This window comes from Pseudomonas delhiensis (assembly GCF_900187975.1).
GTDB lineage: Bacteria > Pseudomonadota > Gammaproteobacteria > Pseudomonadales > Pseudomonadaceae > Pseudomonas > Pseudomonas delhiensis.
This window is the reverse complement of the sequence record NZ_FZPC01000002.1, coordinates 216,684-235,446: the sequence shown is the minus strand read 5'-3', so window position 1 is coordinate 235,446 and position 18,763 is coordinate 216,684. Positions and strand designations below refer to the sequence as shown.

11 protein-coding genes are annotated in these 18,763 nt (G+C 69.5%); 1 reads left to right on the top strand and 10 read right to left on the bottom strand.

What is annotated here, in order from left to right; translation table 11 throughout:
• Positions 1 to 333 precede the first annotated feature (333 nt).
• The 6 genes from CHC02_RS02885 to CHC02_RS02860 all read right to left on the bottom strand — a co-directional run bounded on the left by CHC02_RS02885 (position 334) and on the right by CHC02_RS02860 (position 12,468).
• A complete protein-coding gene (locus tag CHC02_RS02885) occupies positions 334 to 1,269 on the bottom strand; it encodes a transglutaminase family protein (RefSeq protein WP_089390008.1) in 936 nt (311 codons plus the stop codon).
• On the bottom strand, positions 1,269 to 3,767 hold the full coding sequence (locus CHC02_RS02880; RefSeq protein ID WP_089390054.1) for a circularly permuted type 2 ATP-grasp protein: 2,499 nt from the start codon (positions 3,765 to 3,767) through the stop codon (positions 1,269 to 1,271). The genes CHC02_RS02885 and CHC02_RS02880 overlap by 1 nt, the downstream gene beginning before the upstream one ends.
• Before the next feature lie 50 nt (positions 3,768 to 3,817).
• A complete protein-coding gene (locus CHC02_RS02875) occupies positions 3,818 to 7,105 on the bottom strand; it encodes a transglutaminase family protein (RefSeq protein WP_089390007.1) in 3,288 nt (1,095 codons plus the stop codon).
• 419 nt (positions 7,106 to 7,524) lie between these two features.
• Complete coding sequence (locus tag CHC02_RS02870; protein WP_089390006.1) at positions 7,525 to 8,652, bottom strand: SO2930 family diheme c-type cytochrome; 1,128 nt, start codon at positions 8,650 to 8,652, stop codon at positions 7,525 to 7,527.
• Positions 8,649 to 9,896, bottom strand: a complete 1,248-nt coding sequence (locus tag CHC02_RS02865; protein WP_089390005.1) for a parallel beta-helix domain-containing protein — start codon at positions 9,894 to 9,896, stop codon at positions 8,649 to 8,651. Before CHC02_RS02865 ends, CHC02_RS02870 begins: the two co-directional genes overlap by 4 nt.
• A 316-nt stretch (positions 9,897 to 10,212) precedes the next feature.
• Complete coding sequence (locus CHC02_RS02860; protein ID WP_089390004.1) at positions 10,213 to 12,468, bottom strand: YgiQ family radical SAM protein; 2,256 nt, start codon at positions 12,466 to 12,468, stop codon at positions 10,213 to 10,215.
• Between the two features lie 223 nt (positions 12,469 to 12,691).
• Between CHC02_RS02860 and CHC02_RS02855 the strand changes: the two genes are divergently transcribed.
• Positions 12,692 to 14,572: a diguanylate cyclase gene (locus CHC02_RS02855; protein WP_089390003.1), complete on the top strand. Its 1,881-nt coding sequence runs from the start codon at positions 12,692 to 12,694 to the stop codon at positions 14,570 to 14,572.
• Here CHC02_RS02855 and alr read toward each other — a convergent pair.
• The 4 genes from alr to CHC02_RS02835 all read right to left on the bottom strand — a co-directional run bounded on the left by alr (position 14,569) and on the right by CHC02_RS02835 (position 18,750).
• Positions 14,569 to 15,645 (bottom strand): alanine racemase, encoded by a 1,077-nt coding sequence (gene alr / locus CHC02_RS02850; RefSeq protein WP_089390002.1) that lies wholly within the window; start codon positions 15,643 to 15,645, stop codon positions 14,569 to 14,571. The two genes, CHC02_RS02855 and alr, sit on opposite strands and share 4 nt — an antisense overlap.
• A 241-nt stretch (positions 15,646 to 15,886) precedes the next feature.
• Positions 15,887 to 17,281 carry a replicative DNA helicase gene (gene dnaB / locus CHC02_RS02845; RefSeq protein WP_089390001.1) on the bottom strand — a complete coding sequence of 465 codons (1,395 nt, stop codon included), beginning with the start codon at positions 17,279 to 17,281 and terminating at the stop codon, positions 15,887 to 15,889.
• A 131-nt stretch (positions 17,282 to 17,412) separates the two neighbouring features.
• On the bottom strand, positions 17,413 to 17,859 hold the full coding sequence (rplI, locus tag CHC02_RS02840) for a 50S ribosomal protein L9 (RefSeq protein ID WP_009613455.1): 447 nt from the start codon (positions 17,857 to 17,859) through the stop codon (positions 17,413 to 17,415).
• Between the two features lie 21 nt (positions 17,860 to 17,880).
• Positions 17,881 to 18,750, bottom strand: coding sequence for a hypothetical protein (locus CHC02_RS02835; RefSeq protein WP_089390000.1), 870 nt, complete (start codon positions 18,748 to 18,750; stop codon positions 17,881 to 17,883).
• Positions 18,751 to 18,763 lie beyond the last annotated feature (13 nt).

The following is an 18,763-nucleotide window of genomic DNA, read 5'->3' as shown; positions in this document are numbered from 1 at the left end:
GCGGGGGGCGATGGGTATCGCTTCGCTCCACCCATCCTACGATGGCGTTTTTCCTGCGGTAGGGCGCATAACGCCTACGGCGTTATCCGCCGTTGTCCTCGGGCACCGGTGTTCCGCCCTACGCCCATGGCGGGCTTGGCGTAGGGCGAATAACGCCCCGCGTTATCCGCCGCTTGACCTTGGCCCCATGCCGCTCGGTGCCGAGCACGAAGCCGCCCCCAAGCCGCGCCAAGCCCAACCACGAAGTTGCCGGCAAGGAAGGCGAAACGGCGGATAACCGCGAACGGTTATCCGCCCTACGGTCGGGCTCAGCCATCGCGGATCAATCCGCGCCTACACCGCCAGCTCCCAATGCGGCATCACCGTCACCCGCACCTCGGGGTCGTGGCTGCCGCCGCCGAGGATCACCCCGCGCAGCGGCGAGACGTCGGCGAAGTCGCGGCCCCAGGCCAGGGTGATGTGTTCCAGGGCCGGGAGGATGTTGTTGGTGGGGTCGAAGTCCACCCAGCCGTTGGCCGGGCAGTACAGCGACACCCAGGCGTGGGAGGCGTCGGCGCCGATCAGGCGCGGCTGGCCGGGCGGCGGGCGGGTCAGCAGGTAGCCGCTGACGTAGCGGGCGGCCAGGCCGCGCGAGCGCAGGCAGGCGAGCATCAGGTGGGCGAAGTCCTGGCATACGCCGCGGCGGCGTTCCAGCACCTCGATCAGCGGCGTCGCCACCTGGGTGGCTTCGGCGTCGAAGGCGAATTCGTCGAAGATCTTCTGCATCAGCGCCGCCGCGCCTTCGAGCAGCGGCCGCCCGAGCGGGAAGCAGTCGGCGGCGAACTCGGCGAACTGGCGCTTGATGCGCACGTAGGGCGATTCCATGCGGAAGCGGCAGGCTTCCAGTTCTTCCGCCGACAGGGCGCGGCCGCTGAAGGCCAGGCCGGCGACTACCCGTTCCCAGGCCGGCGAGGCCTGCAATTGCAGCGGCGGGCGCTGCAGCACCTCGACCTGCAGGCGGGCGTTCACCTGCAACTCGTCGTGGGGGCGTTCGAAGGCCAGGCGCGTCAGCGGGTTGCCGAACACGTCGAAACCGTCGCTGCGCTGGGTGGGCTGCGGCTCGATCTGCAGTTCGCGGCCCAGGCAGCGCTGCCAGGGGCACTCGCGCGGCCACAGGTGCAGCAGCTGCTGCGACAGCGACACCGGCGCGGCATAGCGGTAGCGGGTGTCGTGGAACACCTGGTAGCGCGCCACTTGCGCGGGGGCGGGGCGGAGCTGGGCTTCGGCCATCAGGTGGATACCGTGCGCTGGCTGATGTCGTCGACGTGGGCGAAGTAGCGCAGGCCCAGGCGGTCGGAGACCTGGCCGGCGCCTTGCGCCAGTTCGCGCAGCAGGCGCGCCAGGCCGGCGAGCACCTCGTCCTGCCCGGCGCTGCCGAACAGCGCGTTCTCCAGGGTGGCGAAGTCGAAGGCCAGCAGGCGCGCGGTGAGCAGCGTCAGTTCCTGCTCGCGGGGCATGCCGAACTCCTGGTGCAGGCGCTCCAGGGAGCGCTCCAGGGCCTGCAGCTGGAAGTACAGGGCGTGGGGGTTCTGCTCGTGCAGCAACAGCAGGTCGAGCACCGGGATCGCCTGGGGCCCGGCGAGGTAGCGCGAGCGGTAGGTGATGGTGCTGTTGCCCAGTTCCAGCAGCCACTCCAGGGCGCCCGGGTCCCAGGCGGCGCCGCCGTCGAGGAAGCCGGCGATGGCGTCGGCGAAGAACTGGATGCGCTCGATGCGCCGGCCGATCATCAGGAAGCGCCAGCCATCGTCGCGGGTCATGTCGTCGAGGGCGAAGCCGGACAGCGCCGCCAGCGACATCAGCAGGCGGTTGAGGAAGTCCAGGGCGTCGCCCAGTTCGGTGTCGCGCGCGTCCAGCGCCTGCAGGTCGCGCTGCAGTTCCATCAGCGCCAGCCAGTTCTCCCGCGACAGCCGCCCGCGCACCTGGGCGGCGGCCCAGTGCAGGCGGCGCAGGTTGGCGCTGAGGCTGTTGCCCCAGTGCTCGTCCAGCAGGGCCGCCAGCAGGCGCTGCTCCAGCGGCGCCTCGCCCTGGGGGATCAGGCCCATGGCGCCGGCCAGGTCCAGCGCGCTGCGCAGGGCCTGCTCGTCGCCGTCGGCGTCGACGTAGCGCGACAGCACCACGCGCAGCAGCCGGGCGTTGTCGTCGCAGCGCTCGGCGTAGCGGCCGAACCAGTAGAGGTTCTCCACCACCCGCGAGGGCAGGTACGGGTCCTGCCGGATCAGGTCGCGCGCGCCTATGTTGCGCGGCCGCAGGGGCTCGCCGTGGACCGGGCGGTCGGCCAGCACCCAGGTGTCCTTGCTGGCCCCGCCGCGCTGCATGGAGACCACCTCGGCGTCCGCCGCCGAGGCCACCCGCGTCAGGCCGCCGGGCATCACCCAGTAGCGCCCGTCGCTGCCGGCCACGGCGAACACGCGCATGCCGATGGCGCGCGATTGCAGCTCGCCGCGCGCGCCGCGTTGCTGCCAGACCGGCGCCTGGGACAGCTGCGCCTGGCGCTGCGCCACGTAGGCATGGGGCTGCGCGCGCAGGCGCTGGCTCAGCTCGGCGCGGGCCGCCGGGCCCAGGGTGTGGCCGAACAGGGGTTCGAAGCTCTGCGAGGGGAAGGCCGGCTTGATGACCAGGCGGTCCAGTTCGGCCAGCGCCATGTCCAGGGCGCCCGGCTCGCCGCACCAGCGCGTCTGCACCGCCGGCAGCAGCAGGTCCTCGCCGAACAGCGCGCGGCTGGCCGCGGGCAGGAAGCCCAGCAGCCCCGGCGATTCCAGCACGCCGCTGCCCAGGGCATTGGCCACCAGCACGCGGCCGCGGCGCACGGCATCCAGCAGGCCGGGCACGCCGAGGGCGGAGTCGGTGCGCAGCTCCAGGGGGTCGCAGAAGTCGTCGTCCAGGCGCCGCAGCACCGCGTGGACGCGCTTCAGGCCGCCGAGTGTCTTCAGGTACAGGGTGGCGTCGCGCACCGTCAGGTCGTGGCCTTCCACCAGCGGGAAACCCAGCTGGCGCGCCAGGTACAGGTGCTCGAAGTAGGTTTCGTTGAAGCGCCCCGGGGTCAGCAGCACCACCAGCGGCGTCTCGCCGTCGGCCGGGGCGCAGTGCGCGAGGGTTTCCTGCAGGGTGCGGAAGTAGCCGGCCAGGTACTGCACGCGCAGTTCACGGTACAGCTCCGGCAGGGCGCGGGAGATGATCTGCCGGTTCTCCAGGGCGTAGCCGGCGCCGGAGGGCGCCTGGGTGCGGTCGGCGAGCACGTGCCAGCGGCCGTCGGCATCGCGCGCCAGGTCGACGGCATAGCTGTGCAGGTAGATGCCGCCGGGCACCGGCAGGCCGCTGCAGGGCCAGAGGAAGTTGGGGTGGCCGTAGACCAGTTCGCTGGGCAGCACGCCCTGGGCGAGCAGGCGCTGCTCGCCGTAGAGGTCGGCCAGCAGCGCATTGAGCACCCGCCCACGCTGCGCCACGCCGGCGGCGATGCCCGCCCACTCCCCGGCGGACAGCAGGTTGGGCAGCAGGTCCAGTTCCCAGGGGCGGTCGGCGCCCTTGGGGTCGGCGTAGACGTTGTAGGTCACGCCGTTTTCCTGGATCTGCCGCGCCAGCAGGGCCTGGCGCTGCTCCAGCTGCGCGGCGCTGGCGCGCTCCAGGCGCTGGACCAGGCGTTGCCAGTGCGGGCGCACGCCGCCCGCGGCGTCCAGCAGTTCGTGGTACGCCGTGGCGGACAGCGGGTAGTGGGCGAGCAACTCGGACATCAGGGACTCGGCGTGCAAGGCGGCCTGTTCACTTTAGCGGGCGGCGGCGCTCATGTCCGCCGCAGGTCGAGGGTCATCGGCGATTCGGCGTCGGCGCGCGGCGCCTCCACGCTCATCTTGCCGGGCGTGTGGCCATGCCGGAAAAAGCGCGCCAGGCGCCGGCTCTCGGCCTCGTAGGCGTTCACCGGGAAGCTGTCGTAGCTGCGCCCGCCGGGGTGGCTGACGTGGTACTGGCAGCCGCCGAGGGAGCGTTGCATCCAGGTGTCGACGATGTCGAAGACCAGCGGTGCCTGCACGCCGATGGTCGGCTGCAGGCAGGAGGCCGGCTGCCAGGCACGGTAGCGCACCGCGGCGACGTATTCGCCGACCTGGCCGGTGGGCCGCAGCGGCACCGGGCGGCCGTTGCAGGTGACCACGTAGCGCTCCGCGGCCATGCCGCTCACCTTCAGTTGCACGCGCTCCAGGGACGAGTCCACGTAGCGCACGGTGCCGCCGCTGGCGCCCTCCTCGCCCAGCACGTGCCAGGGTTCCAGGGCCTGGCGCAGTTCCAGGTCGATGCCCTTCACCGCGTAGTCGCCGTATTTCGGGAAGCGGAACTCGAAGTGCGGCGCGAACCAGTCGCTGCGCAGCGGGTAGCCGAAGGCGTTGAGCTCGTGGATGACGTCGGCGAAGTCCTGCTCGACGAAGTGCGGCAGCAGGAAGCGGTCGTGCAGCTCGGTGCCCCAGCGCACCAGCTTCGGCGGCGCGTAGGGCTCGGCCCAGAAGCGCGCCACCAGGGCCCGCAGCAGCAGTTGCTGGGCCAGGCTCATGCGCGCGTGGGGCGGCATTTCGAAGGCGCGCAGCTCCAGCAGGCCGAGGCGTCCGGAGGCGCTGTCCGGCGAGTACAGCTTGTCGATGCAGAATTCGGCGCGGTGGGTGTTGCCGGTGACGTCCACCAGCAGGTTGCGCAGCAGGCGGTCGACCAGCCAGGGCGGGCAGTCGGCGCCCGGCTCGGGCATCTGCGCGAAGGCGACCTCCAGTTCGTAGAGGGCGTCGTTGCGCGCCTCGTCCACCCGCGGTGCCTGGGAGGTCGGGCCGATGAACAGGCCGGAGAACAGGTAGGACAGCGAGGGGTGGTTGTGCCAGTAGCTGACCAGGCTGCGCAGCAGGTCCGGGCGGCGCAGGAAGGGCGAATCCGCCGGGGTGGCGCCGCCGAGGACGAAGTGGTTGCCGCCGCCGGTGCCGACGTGGCGGCCGTCGACCATGAACTTCTCGCTGGACAGCCGCGACTGGCGCGCCGCCTCGTAGAGGAACTCGGTGCGCTCGGCCAGCTCGTCCCAGTTCGCCGAGGGGTGGATGTTCACTTCGATCACGCCCGGGTCGGGGGTGACGCGGAAGTTCACCAGGCGCGGGTCGGCCGGCGGCTCGTAGCCTTCCAGCAGCACCGGGCAGCCCAGCTCGCCGGCGGTGGCCTCGATGGCGGCGACCAGCTCCAGGTAGGCCTCAAGCTCCGCCAGCGGCGGCATGAACAGGTACAGGCGGCCGTCGCGCGGCTCGGCGCAGAGCGCGGTGCGGGTGATCCAGCCGGCGGACTGGTGCATCAGCGGCTGGCGCGTGGCGTCCGGCCCGCCCGGGGTACGTTCGCGGCTCGGCTGCTGCATCTGCGCGGCGCGGCGCAGCGGCGGCCGGGCCACGCTCGGGTCGGCCGGGTTGACGTAGGGGTAGTCGGCGTCGCTGGCCCAGGGCTGCGAGTCCAGCGGCAGGCGGTAGCCCATGGCCGAGTCGCCGGGAATCAGCCGGCAATGCTCGCCGCGCAGGAACCAGCGGCCGCTCTCCCAGGCGTCGCCGGCGGCGCTGCGGGCCAGCGGCAGCACCTGGCCGACTTCCTCGCCCAGGCCGCGCTCGAATACCTTGCACAGGCGCTCGCGTTCCAGCGGATCGCTCAGGCGCGCGTCTTCCGGGGTGACGTTGGCCGGCAGCCGGCGTTCGCGCCAGAGGTAGTAGAACCAGTCCTCGTAAGCGGCGAACAGGGTGTCGCCGGACAGCCCCAGGCGCCCGGCCAGACGGCGCAGGAAGCGCGCGGCCAGGGCGGCGTCGGCGCCGTAGCTGCGGCCTTCCTCGGCATAGAGCATGGGGTTGTTCCACAGCGGCTCGCCGTCGCGCCGCCAGAAGCAGTTCAGCGACCAGCGCGGCAGCTGTTCGCCGGGGTACCACTTGCCCTGGCCGAAGTGCACCAGGCCCTTGGGTGCGTAGTGGCGGCGCAGGCGGTGGAACAGGTCGGCGGCCAGGCGGCGCTTGTTCGGGCCCAGGGCGGCGGTGTTCCACTCGGGGTCGTCGGGATGGTCGATGGCGACGAAGGTCGGCTCGCCGCCCATGGTCAGGCGCACGTCCTGCTCGGCGAGGTCGGCGTCGATGCGCGAACCCAGCTCGCGGATCGCCTGCCACTGTTCCTCGCTGTAGGGCTTGGTCACCCGCGGCGCTTCCCACACGCGCTCCACGCGCATCTCGTGGCTGAACTGCACCTCGCACTCCTCCAGCGCGCCGCTGATGGGCGCCGCGGAGGACGGCTCGGGGCTGCAGGCCAGGGGGATGTGGCCTTCGCCGGCGAACAGCCCGGAGGTCGCATCCAGCCCCACCCAGCCGGCGCCGGGCAGGTAGACCTCGGCCCAGGCGTGCAGGTCGGTGAAGTCCACCTCGGTGCCGCTGGGGCCGTCCAGGGACTTCTGGTCGGCGGTGAGCTGGATCAGGTAGCCGGAGACGAAGCGCGCCGCCAGGCCCAGGTGGCGCGCCAGCTGGACCAGCAGCCAGGCCGAGTCGCGGCAGGAGCCGGAGGCCAGTTCCAGGGTCTGCTCGGGCGTCTGCACGCCGGGCTCCATGCGGATCAGGTAGCGCACGTCGCCGGCCAGGCGCTGGTTCAGCGCGACCAGGAAGTCCACGGTGGGGCTGGCCTCGCGCGGCACCCCGGCGAGGTATTCGGCGAACCGCGGGCTGGCCGGCTGGCGCGCCAGGTAGGGCGCCAGCTCGCGCTGCTCGTCGGCGCCGTAGGCGAAGGGGAACTGCTCGGCGTAGGGCTCGAGGAAGAAGTCGAAGGGGTTGAACACCGCCATCTCGGCGACCAGGTCCACCTCAACCCGCAGTTCCTCGGTCTTCTCCGGGAACACCAGGCGCGCCAGGTAGTTGCCCTGGGGGTCCTGCTGCCAGTTAATGAAGTGCTTGCCCGGGGCGACCTTCAGCGAATAGCCGAGAATGCGCGTGCGGCTGTGCGGCGCCGGGCGCAGGCGCACCAGCTGCGGGCCGAGGTTCACGGCGCGGTCGTAGCGGTAGTGGGTGACGTGCTGCAAGGCGACATGGATCGACACGACGGGCCTCCTGCGGGCCTGGGCGACACAGCTTCCGCGCAAGTCCCGTGCCAGCCGCCAGGGGCCGTGGAACGGGCTGCGCATGGGCGCCGGGCACCATCGCGGGGCCCGGGGGCGCATGCCGGGCATGGGGGTGCACGGAAATGGGGCGCGATGAGGTGTGCCGGCTGGATTAGCCTAGACCTTGCAGCGTGACAGGCGGGAGAAGATGGGATGCCTGTGATCGGCGCCTCCCGGTTGTGCCGGTGTGTCGGGAGATGTCTTACCCTCTCCCTGAAGGGAGAGGGAGCTGTCCGGTGCGGACGAGAGGTTCGGCATCAACCTGTAGGAGCGGGCCCTGCCCGCGATTTCGCGCGCAGGGCCCGCTCCTACATGGGAATGCGGTGCGGATGGGGCGGCGTAGGATGGGTGGAACGGCGTCAGCTACAACTCCCCGGCAACGAAGCGATCCACCGCTCCAGCACCTCCAGCCCTTCCTTGTGCACCAGCGCGCGCCCCAGCTCGGGCATCATCTCCCCGGGCTTGTCGCTGCCGACGCGGTAGGTCAGCACCGACAGCTCCGGGTGCCCCGGGTGGATGTCCTCGCGGCGCCCGCCGGTGCCGCCGCCGGCCGCCACCGGTTGCTTGCAGAAGCCGTAGTTCACCCCCAGCTCGGCGTGGGCATCGAGGTACAGGCCCGAGGTGCGCGCCGCGCCCTTGGGGTTGTGGCAGTGGCCGCAGTTGGCGTCGAGGTAGCTGCGCGCCTGCTGCTCCAGGCTCTCGCCTTCGCGCGGGTGGCCCCAGAGGGCGTTGCGCGGCACCTGCGCCAGTTCCGGCAGGCCTTGCAGGAAACCGCGCGCCTGCCAATGGAGCAGCTGGTTGTCGCTGCCTTCGGCGTAGGCGAAGTCCTTGTTCAGGTGCCGGGCCTTGGGCCCCAGCGGGGCGATGCCGGCGCCCTTGGCCTCGGCGTGGCACTCGGAGCACTGGTTGGCGTCCGGCACCATGTAGGTGAAGGCCACCTTCTGCCCGGCTGCATCCCGCAGTTCCAGGGCCTGGCTGTCGCCGGCCAGCTCCAGGCGGGCTTCCTTCTGCTCGGCGTCCCACACGTAGGGCAGCGCCGTCCAGCCGTCCTTCTGCTTCACCAGCACGCGGGTCTCGACCAGGCGCACCTTCGCCAGGTCCAGGCCCTGCTGCGGGTCGCGGTCGTCCTGGGCGTTCTCCAGCAACTGGCCCTGGCCGTCGGTGGGGTAGTAGAAGGTCTTGGTCAGCACCGTGCCCAGCGGGTAGTCGAAGTGGTCGTCGGCGTATTTCGCCGCCTGCCCTTCGGGCATCCACACCGTGCGCAGCTTGTGCGCGTAGTCGGTGAACAACGGGGTGTTGAGGTCGTAGGGCAGCACCTCTGGCGCGGGCTTCAGGTGGCCGTCGCCCAGGCGCAGCATGCCCCAGCCGCTGAGGACCTGCGGGTAGTCGTCGCCCTCGGGCTGGTAGCGCGGCTTCGCCTCCTGCCCGCACCCGGCCAGGGCGACGGCCAGGGCGAGCGACAGCCAGGCGCGGGCGGCTCGCGTCATGCCTTGCCCCCCTTCTCGCCCAGGCCGGCCTGTTCGATCTTCGGCAGCGGCTTGAGCTTGCAGCGGTGGCCGCTCATGTCGGTGCTGATGTTCTTGTAGCCGTTGGGGCCGTCGACGTTGACGATGCCGGCGTCGCCGTTGTCGATGCAGATGGCCAGGTCGTCCGGCAGCTTGCCGTCGACCAGCTTCTTCTGGTTCACGTAGCCGTCCCAGAGGATGTCCGGCAGGCGCCCGTTCAGGCCGAACTTGGCGATCTTCAGCGCCTTCAGCTCCAGGTGGTCGGGGCTGTCGCCGCCGGGGCCGAAGGTGTTGCCGTGGATGTAGATGCCCTCGGGGTAGGGGTCGAAGTTCGGCTGCGTCGCCTTGTCCGAGTAGTTGGTGCTGTAGTAGCTGCTGATGATGACGTTGGCTGTCTTGTGGTCGCCGATCCTGTTGCCGAAGATCTCCACGTCGTCGTTGGAGTTCACCACCACCCCGGAACCGGCCGGGACGCTGGCCACCGGCGTGCCCTTGTGGCCGAAGTTGTCGTGGTTGTTGCCCTGCACGTCGTTGTTGAACACCCGGCTGCCACGCCCCGGCTGCTGCAGGTTGGGCATGTTGAAGACGAGGATGCCGCCGGTGTTGCCGGTGGCGACGTTGTCGTAGACGTCGGCGCCGATGGTGTTCTCGATCTCGATGCCGGCGACGTTGCGCTCGGCGCGGTTGTTGCGCACCACCACGTTGCGCGACTGGCCGACGTAGATGCCGGCGTCGGACGCGCCTATGGCCACGTTGCCTTCGAGCAGCACGTTCTCGGTCTGCACCGGGTACAGGCCGTAGGCGCCGTTCTCGGTGGCCGGGCCGTTGGTCCACTCGGTGCGCACGTTGCGGATGACGATGTTCTTCCCGCCCAGGACCTTGAGCGCGTCGCCCTTGCTGTCCTCGATGGCCAGGTTCTCGATGGTGAAGTCCGAGGCGTCCACCAGCAGGCCTTCGGCGCCGGCCTTCTGGTTGCGGAAGCTGAGGATGGTCTTGTCCATGCCGTCGCCGCGAATGGTGACGCCGTCCACCTTGAGGCTGAGGCCGCGGTCCAGGTGGTAGGTGCCGGCGGGGATGGCGATGACCTCGCCGGGCCTGGCCTTGATCAGCCGGGCCTGCAGGTCTTTCTGGAAGTCCGCGCTGACCGCGGCGGTGGGTTTGTCCTGCTCGCCGCAGGCGGCCAGGAGCACGGCGAGGCTGAGGAGGGACAGGGCGGCGCGACGCATGGCGGGGGTCTCCGGTCTTGTTTTTATGATTCTGGAACTATAGTACCAAAATGTTTCGATGGATAGACCGGACGCGGTTCCCTTCCTGTAGGAGCGAGCTTGCTCGCGAACGGCGTTTCCCGGATACGCTGGTATCAGACCGACCTCCGCCCCTCTCCCCAGCCCTCTCCCTTCAGGGAGAGGGCTGGGGAGAGGGGCGGACTTATCCTAGGCTCCGTCGTTGCCGGTAGGCTCCGTTCGCGAGCAAGCTCGCTCCTACGAAAGCAGCCCGGAAAACGAAAACGGGGCCTTGCGGCCCCGTCATCGGTCATGCTTCTCAGCGCGGTATGTTCGGCTGGCGCTTGGTGGTGCGCTTCTTGCCCTTGGCGTAGGCCGCGGCCTTGCCCTCCTCGTCCTTGTTCCACGGGCGCGAGCCGTCGCTGGCGCGCGGCGGCAGGCCGCTGTGCTGGGTCAGCAGCGGCTTGCCGGCCTTCTTGCTGCCCACCGGGGTGGAGTTCTTGCGCCGGGCGCTCTGGTAGCCGCCGTCGCCGTCGGGCTGGTGGGTGGGGATCAGTTGGTGCTTGCCGTTGCCGATCAGGTCGGCGCGGCCCATGTCCTTGAGCGCCTCGCGCAGCATCGGCCAGTTGTTCGGGTCGTGCCAGCGCAGGAAGGCCTTGTGCAGGCGGCGGTGACGCTCGCCCTTGACGATGTTCACGCCCTCGCTCTTGTAGGTGACCTTGCGCAGCGGGTTCTTGCCCGAGTGGTACATGGCCGTGGCGGTGGCCATCGGCGAGGGGTAGAAGGCCTGCACCTGGTCGGCGCGGAAGCCGTTGCGCTTGAGCCACAGGGCGAGGTTCATCATGTCCTCGTCGGTGGTGCCCGGGTGCGCGGCGATGAAGTACGGGATCAGGTACTGCTCCTTGCCCGCCTCCCTGGTGTACTTCTCGAACATCTGCTTGAAGCGGTCGTAGCTGCCGATGCCCGGCTTCATCATCTTCGACAGCGGGCCCTGCTCGGTGTGCTCCGGGGCGATCTTCAGGTAGCCGCCGACGTGGTGCGTGACCAGCTCGCGGACGTACTCCGGCGACTCCACCGCCAGGTCGTAGCGCAGGCCCGAGGCGATGAGGATCTTCTTCACCCCCGGCAGGTCGCGGGCGCGGCGGTACAGCTGGATCAACGAGGAGTGGTCGGTGTCGAGGTTGTCGCAGATGCCGGGGAACACGCACGACGGCTTGCGGCAGTGCTTCTCGATCTCCGGGTCCTTGCAGGCGATGCGGTACATGTTGGCGGTCGGCCCGCCGAGGTCGGAGATCACCCCGGTGAAGCCCGGCACCTTGTCGCGGATTTCCTCGATCTCGCGGATGATCGAGTCTTCCGAGCGGTTCTGGATGATCCGCCCCTCGTGCTCGGTGATGGAGCAGAAAGTACAGCCGCCGAAGCAGCCACGCATGATGTTCACCGAGAAACGGATCATCTCGTAGGCCGGGATCTTCTCGCCGCCGTAGGCCGGGTGCGGCACGCGGGCGTACGGCAGGCCGAAGACGTAGTCCATTTCCTCGGTGGTCAGCGGGATGGGCGGCGGGTTGAACCACACGTCGGCCTCGCCGTGGCGCTGCACCATGGCCCGGGCGTTGCCGGGGTTGGTCTCCAGGTGCAGCACGCGGTTGGCGTGGGCGTAGAGCACCGGGTCGTTCTTCACCTTCTCGAAGGACGGCAGGCGGATGACGGTGTGCTCGCGGGTCAACCTCGGGTTGGGCAGCAGCTGCACCACCCTGGCTTCGTTGGAGTCTTCCTGCGGGCCCTTGTCCTGCTCGATGGCGCAGGCGGCGGTGTCCTGGGTGTTGACGTATGGGTTGATGATCTTGTCGATCCTGCCCGGACGGTCGATGCGCGTGGAGTCCAGCTCGAACCAGCCCTCGGGGGTGTCGCGGCGCACGAAGGCGGTGCCGCGCACGTCGGTGATCGCTTCGATCGGCTCGCCGGCCGACAGACGCTGGGCCACTTCCACCACGGCGCGTTCGGCGTTGCCGAACAGCAGGATGTCGGCCTTGGCGTCCATCAGGATGGAATGGCGGACCTTGTCCTGCCAGTAGTCGTAGTGGGCGATGCGGCGCAGCGAGGCCTCGATGCCGCCGAGCACGATCGGCACGCCCTTGTACGCCTCGCGGCAGCGCTGGCTGTAGACCATGCTGGCGCGGTCCGGGCGCTTGCCGGCGTTGCCGCCGGGGGTGTAGGCGTCGTCGGAGCGGATCTTCCGGTCGGCGGTGTAGCGGTTGATCATCGAGTCCATGTTGCCGGCGGCCACGCCGAAGAACAGGTTCGGCTTGCCCAGCTTCATGAAGTCGTCCTTCGACTGCCAGTCGGGCTGGGCGATGATGCCCACGCGGAAGCCCTGGGCTTCCAGCAGGCGGCCGATGATGGCCATGCCGAAGGACGGATGGTCGACGTAGGCGTCGCCGGTGACGATGATGATGTCGCAGGAATCCCAGCCCAGCTGATCCATCTCCGCCCGGCTCATCGGCAGGAAGGGCGCCGGGCCGAAACACTCGGCCCAGAACTTGGGATAGTCGAACAGCGGCTTGGCGGCTTGCATCACGGGCACCGGGGTATCTCTAGGAATAGGGGGCGCAAAAACGCGGGCGCGGAATATAGCACAAAAAGTGAACAATTCCGACCGGAGCACTGGGGTTTTTCCCGGCGCCGGACGACCGCCGGACGCGGACGATTGGCGGAGCCGCCGCGATGGCAACTGGCTATACTCGCTCCACCGTATCAACAGGCTTGGCCGCAGCGGCCGGGAACAGGGAGTGTCAGCCGTGCGTCATCTGTGGTGTCTGTTGTTTCTCCTGCTCGGTTGCGCCAGCGCCGCGGCCCAGCCCCTGGTACTCGACGAACGGGCCAGCGGGCGCTGGCTGAACGACGGCCTGATGCTGCTGGAAGACCCGGGCGCGCGCCTGGACCTGCAACAGGCGCGCGAGCGGGACGCCGCCTTCGTGCCCGCCAGGGGCCGCACCAGCGTCGGCCAGAGCCCCAACCCCTGGTGGCTGCGCCTGGACCTGGAGCGCCAGGCCACCCCGCCCGGCGGCTGGTGGCTGGAGGTGGACGCGGTCAACCTGCTCGACCTGCGCCTGTACCTGCCCGACGGCCAGGGCGGCTACCGCGAGCTGCGCTCGGGCGAAGCGGTGCCCTTCGCCGAAGGCCGCGACCGCAGCTACCGCCGCCCGGTGTTCCACCTGCCCGCCGGCGAGGGCCCGCTGCGCCTGTACCTGCGCAGCCTGGACCCGGCCGGCAATTCCTTCCCGCTGCGCATCTGGTCGCAGGACGACCTGCAGGACCACCGCGCCGAGACCAACCTGTTCCTCGGCGGCGTCTACGGGCTGATCGCCGCGCTGCTGCTGTACAACCTGTTCATCCTGGTCAGCCTGCGCGACCGCGCCTACTTCTGGTACGTGCTCACCACCGGCTTCGCCCTGCTGTTCAGCATGGGCATGACCGGCCACGCCTTCGAGCTGCTCTGGCCGGACGCCGCGGTGCCCTGGTGGCTGAACCGCATCACCCTGCCCTCGCTGTGGGGCCTGTGCGTCACCCGCTTCACCCAGACGCTGCTGCAGACCCGCCGCAACGTGCCCTGGGCGCACCACCTGCTGACGCTGAACTGCCTGCTGTACGTCGCCTCGGTGCTGCTCAACGTCTTCGTCGGCCGCTCCGAGGCCGGCTGGGTGCTGGCCACCACCACCTTCGTCGGCATCCCGGCAGCGCTCGGCGCGGCCATCACCCGCTCGCTGCAGGGCTCCCTGCCGGCGCGCCTGTACCTGGTGGGCTTCGGCCTGGTGCTGTCCAGCGTGAGCATCTCGGTGATGCGCGCCCTGGGCGTGGTGCAGCCGTCACCGACCACCGCCTACCTGTTCCCGGTATCGGTGGCCATGGAGTCCATCCTGTTCTCCTTCGCCCTGACCTCGCGCATCCAGGAACTCAAGCGCGAGAAGGCCCAGGCCCTGGAACAGGCCAACCGCGAGAAGAGCGCGCGCATGACCCTGCTGCAGAGCGCGCAGAACGACCTGGCACAGGCCGTGGCGGCGCGCACCGCCGAGCTGACGCAGAGCAACCGCCTGCTGCTGGAACGCGAGGCCCAGTTGCGCCATGCCGCGCACAACGACCCGCTCACCGGGCTGCCCAACCGCCGCTACCTGGTGGAGCACGCCGAGCAGGCGCTGCAGCACGCCCAGCAGCACGGCGAGAGCCTGGCGCTGATGCTGATCGACCTCGACCACTTCAAGCCGATCAACGACACCCACGGCCACGACGCCGGCGACTTCATGCTCCAGCACGTCGGCCACCGCCTGCGCCAGTGCGTGCGCTCCAGCGACTGCGTGGCGCGCCTGGGCGGCGACGAGTTCGCCGCGCTGGTGTCCGGCCCCGACGCCGAAGGCCACGCCCGGGAGATCGCCGTGCGCCTGCTCAGCGAGCTGTCGCGGCCGGTGCAGTTCGACCGCCTGGAGCTGAGCATCACCCCGAGCATCGGCGTGGCCATCTACCCGCGCCACGCCCTGCAGTTCGCCAAGCTGTACAAGGCCGCCGACCAGGCGCTGTACCAGGTCAAGGGCAGCGGCCGGGCCAGCTACGCGCTGGCCGGGGAGGACGGCGGCAACGGCGACTTCTGGCTGGAGACGCTGAAGACTTCGGACCGGTTGGTCTAGGCGCTGTACTTGCGAGGCACCCGCGCAGTGACCTTGGTCAGCAGTTCGTAGCCGATGGTGCCGGCGTTGGCGGCCACCTCGTCCACCGGCAACTGCGCGCCCCAGAGTTCCACCGGGGCGCCGACGGCCACGTCGGGCAGGTCGGTGAGGTCCACCGCCAGCATGTCCATGGAGACCCGTCCGGCCAGCGGCGCGCGGCGGCCGTCGACCAGCACCGGCGTGCCGCTGGGCGCATGGCGCGGGTAGCCGTCGGCGTAGCCGCAGCTGACGGTGCCGATGCGCGATGGCCGTCCGGCCACCCAGGTGGCGCCATAGCCGACGCTCTCGCCCACCGCTACCTCGCGGATGGCCATCACCTGCGCGTGCAGGCTCATGGCCGGGCGCAGGGCCATCTCGGCCGCGCCCAGGTCGGCGAAGGGCGAGGCGCCGTAGAGCATGATGCCGGGGCGGATCCAGTCCATGTGCGCCGCCGGGATGCCCAGCACGGCGGCGGAGTTGGCCAGCGAGCGCTGGTCGAAGTCCAGGTCGAGCAGGCCGAGGAAGCATTCCAGCTGGTCCTCGGTGAGCGTGTGGCCGCGCTCGTCGGCGCAGGCGAAGTGGCTCATCAGGTTCAGCTCGGCGACCTGCGCGGCGCCGCGCAGGCTCGGGAAGACCGCGCGCAGGGCCGCGGCGGAGAAGCCCAGGCGGTGCATGCCCGAATCCAGCTTGAGCCAGACGTTGAGCGGGCGCGGCAGGCTGCTGGCCAGCAGCGTCGCCAGTTGCTCGGGCCCCTGCACGGCGATGTCCAGGCGCAGTTGCGAAGCCACCAGGCACTCGCTCGGCTCGAAGCAGCCCTCCAGCAGCAGGATGCGCGCGGTGCCGTGCAGCGCCCGGACCTCGGCGGCCTCCTCCAGGCAGGCCACGGCGAAGCCGTCGGCGTCGTCATGCAGCGCGGTCACCACCTCGCGCACGCCATGCCCGTAGGCATTGGCCTTGACCACGGCGAACGCCTCGCGGCCCGGCGCGCAGCGCTTGGCCAGGGCGTAGTTGTGCTGGATGGCGGAGAGATCGATATGGGCGATGAGGGGGCGCATGGGGGTCCCGAGCTACAAGCTGAGCAGAACGAGGAGCATAACCGCCCCGCCGCCGCCGCAGAAAAACATGGGCGTAGGAGCGGACCTTGTCCGCGATGGCTAGAGGTTTCGGCGCGGATCGCGGATGAGATCCGCTCCTACGCCACGCCACCCGCGGCATTCACCTGTAGGAGCGCGCCCTGCGCGCGAATCGCGGGCAGGGCCCGCTCCTACAAAAACACGGCGCTCCCCGCAGGGAGGGTTATTCGTCTTCGAAGTTGTACATCCCCGGGGCGAGGTTGTCGAAGCGGCTGTACTTGCCGAGGAAGGCCACGCGCACCGTGCCGATGGGGCCGTTACGCTGCTTGCCGATGATGATTTCGGCGACGCCCTTGAACTCGGTCTCCGGGTGGTACACCTCGTCGCGGTAGACGAACATGATCACGTCGGCGTCCTGCTCGATCGCCCCGGATTCGCGGAGGTCGGAGTTCACCGGACGCTTGTTGGGGCGCTGTTCCAGCGAGCGGTTGAGCTGCGACAGCGCCACCACCGGGCAGTTGAACTCCTTGGCCAGCGCCTTGAGCGAGCGGGAGATCTCGGAGATCTCGTTGGTGCGGTTGTCGCCGGAGGAGCCGGGAATCTGCATCAGCTGCAGGTAGTCCACCATGATCAAGCCGATTTCGCCGTGCTCACGGGCCAGGCGCCGGGTACGCGCACGCATCTCCGACGGCGAGATGCCGGCAGTGTCGTCGATGAACAGCTTGCGGTCGTTGAGCAGGTTGACCGCCGAGGTCAGGCGCGGCCAGTCGTCGTCGTCGAGCTTGCCCGAACGGACCTTGGTCTGGTCGATGCGCCCCAGCGACGCGAGCATACGCATCACGATCGAGTCCGAGGGCATCTCCAGGGAGTACACCAGGATCGTCTTGTCACTGCGCATCAGGGCGTTTTCCACCAGGTTCATGGCGAAGGTGGTCTTGCCCATGGACGGACGGCCGGCGACGATAATCAGGTCGGCCGGCTGCAGCCCGCTGGTCTTCTCGTCGAGGTCGGTGAAGCCGGTGGAGATGCCGGTCAGCGCCTCGTCGGTATTGAACAGGTGATCGATACGATCGATGGTCTTGGCCAGGATGTCGCCGATGCCCACCGGGCCGCCGGTCTTCGGCCGCGCCTCGGCGATCTCGAAGATCTTCCTCTCGGCTTCGTCGAGCACCTCGTTGGCGCTGCGGCCTTCGGGGTTGAAGGCGCTGTCGGCGATGTCGCTGCTGATGCCGATCAGTTGGCGCAGGGTGGCGCGCTCGCGAATGATCTGCGCATAGGCCTTGATGTTCGCCACCGACGGGGTGTTCTTCGCCAGCTCCGCCAGGTAGGCCAGGCCGCCGACCTGGGCCAGTTGGCCTTCGCGCTCCAGCAGCTCGGAGAGCGTCACCACGTCGATCGGCTGGTTGCCTTCGGCGAGCTTGTACACCGCGCGGAAGATCAGCCGGTGGTCGTGGCGGTAGAAGTCGCCATCGGACACCGCGTCCGAGACCCGCTCCCAGGCGTTGTTGTCGAGCATCAGGCCACCCAGCACCGCCTGCTCGGCTTCGATCGAATGCGGCGGCACCTTGAGGGATGCCGTTTGCAGGTCGTACTGCTCGGGGACGGTGATGTCGTTCATGGGCTCGGCGTAAAGGAATCAGGGGGCAGCAGAAAAACAAAGGGCACGATACCGCTCGGCGGTACCGTGCCCGATGTTAGCGAACTGCCGCGTCCACGCAAGGTGTGCACGGCGTCGCAGCGACGGATCGCTTACTCGGCGACGACGACCACGTGCAGGGTCGCTTCGACGTCGGTGTGCAGTTGCACTTCGATGTCGTATTCGCCGACGGTGCGCAGGGCACCGTTGGGCAGGCGCACTTCGGCCTTTTCCAGCGGGTAGCCGGCAGCGGAAACCGCTTCGGCGATGTCGCGGGTGCCGATCGAACCGAACAGCTTGCCTTCGTCGCCGGCGTGGGCGCCGATGGTGACGATCAGTTCGGCCAGCTGGGCGGCGCGAGCTTCGGCGTCAGCCTTCTTCGCGGCGGCAGCCTTTTCCAGCTCGGCGCGGCGCTCTTCGAAAGCAGCGACGTTGGCCGGGGTGGCGGCGGTGGCCTTGCCCTGCGGCAGCAGGTAGTTACGGGCGTAGCCGCCCTTGACGTTCAGTTTGTCGCCCAGGTTGCCCAGTTTGGCGATCTTTTCCAGCAGGATGACTTCCATTTGAGTCTTACCTCTTAACTTTTAACCTTCACCGTTCGTGGAGCCCTGGCGACGTACCAGGCGACCACGAAAATCAAACAGACTATCGACGACAGCAACCAGACAGATCACATTCCCCAGCACCAGCGCCAGGCCGTACAACAGCACCAGCCAGAACCCCGGCAGGCGTTTCAGCGCGACCAGCCCATGGCCGAGCGCGAGCCCGGCCAACAGCAGCGGCACGCTGCACAGCGGCGCCACCACGGCGAACTGCGGGCCCAGCAACGGCACCACCAGCACGCCCAGCAGCAGCGCGATGGCCACCGGCGGCGCCAGGCGCAGCGCGCGGAACTCGCGGCCGAACCCTTGCGGGTTGTACAGCGCCGCTTGCCAGTAGCGCGCCAGCATCAGGCACAACAGGCTGATCAGCTGCAACGAGGCGGCCAGCAGGCCGGTAATGGCCGGGACCAACCCCGCTTGCAGCTCGGCCTGCTGGTCCGCCGAAAGCTTCGCTTCCGACAGTACCTGCGGCAGCACCTTGCCAAACGCCTCCGCCAGGCCTGCAACCAGGCCGGCGGACACCGTGCTCAACAGCAGCACGAAGAACACGCCCAACACCACGCTGGCCAGCATGACCCGATTCCAGGACATGCTGGTGCGCAACACCTGCGCCAGGGCCGCCGAACCCAGCATCACCAGGGTGACCGTGGGGTCGCCCAGGTACCACCAGGCCAGGGCCGGGAGCAGCGCCCAGGCCAGGATGCCAATGGCATCGCCGGCTCCGCGGCGCAGCAGCACCAGGCTGCCGGCGGCGGCACCGAGCCAGAAGAACGGCTGCAGTACCGCGGCTGCGACGACCACCAGGGTCGCCTGCATGCGGCCTCGCATGACGAATTCAGCCAATGCGCGCATGCGATCTATCCAT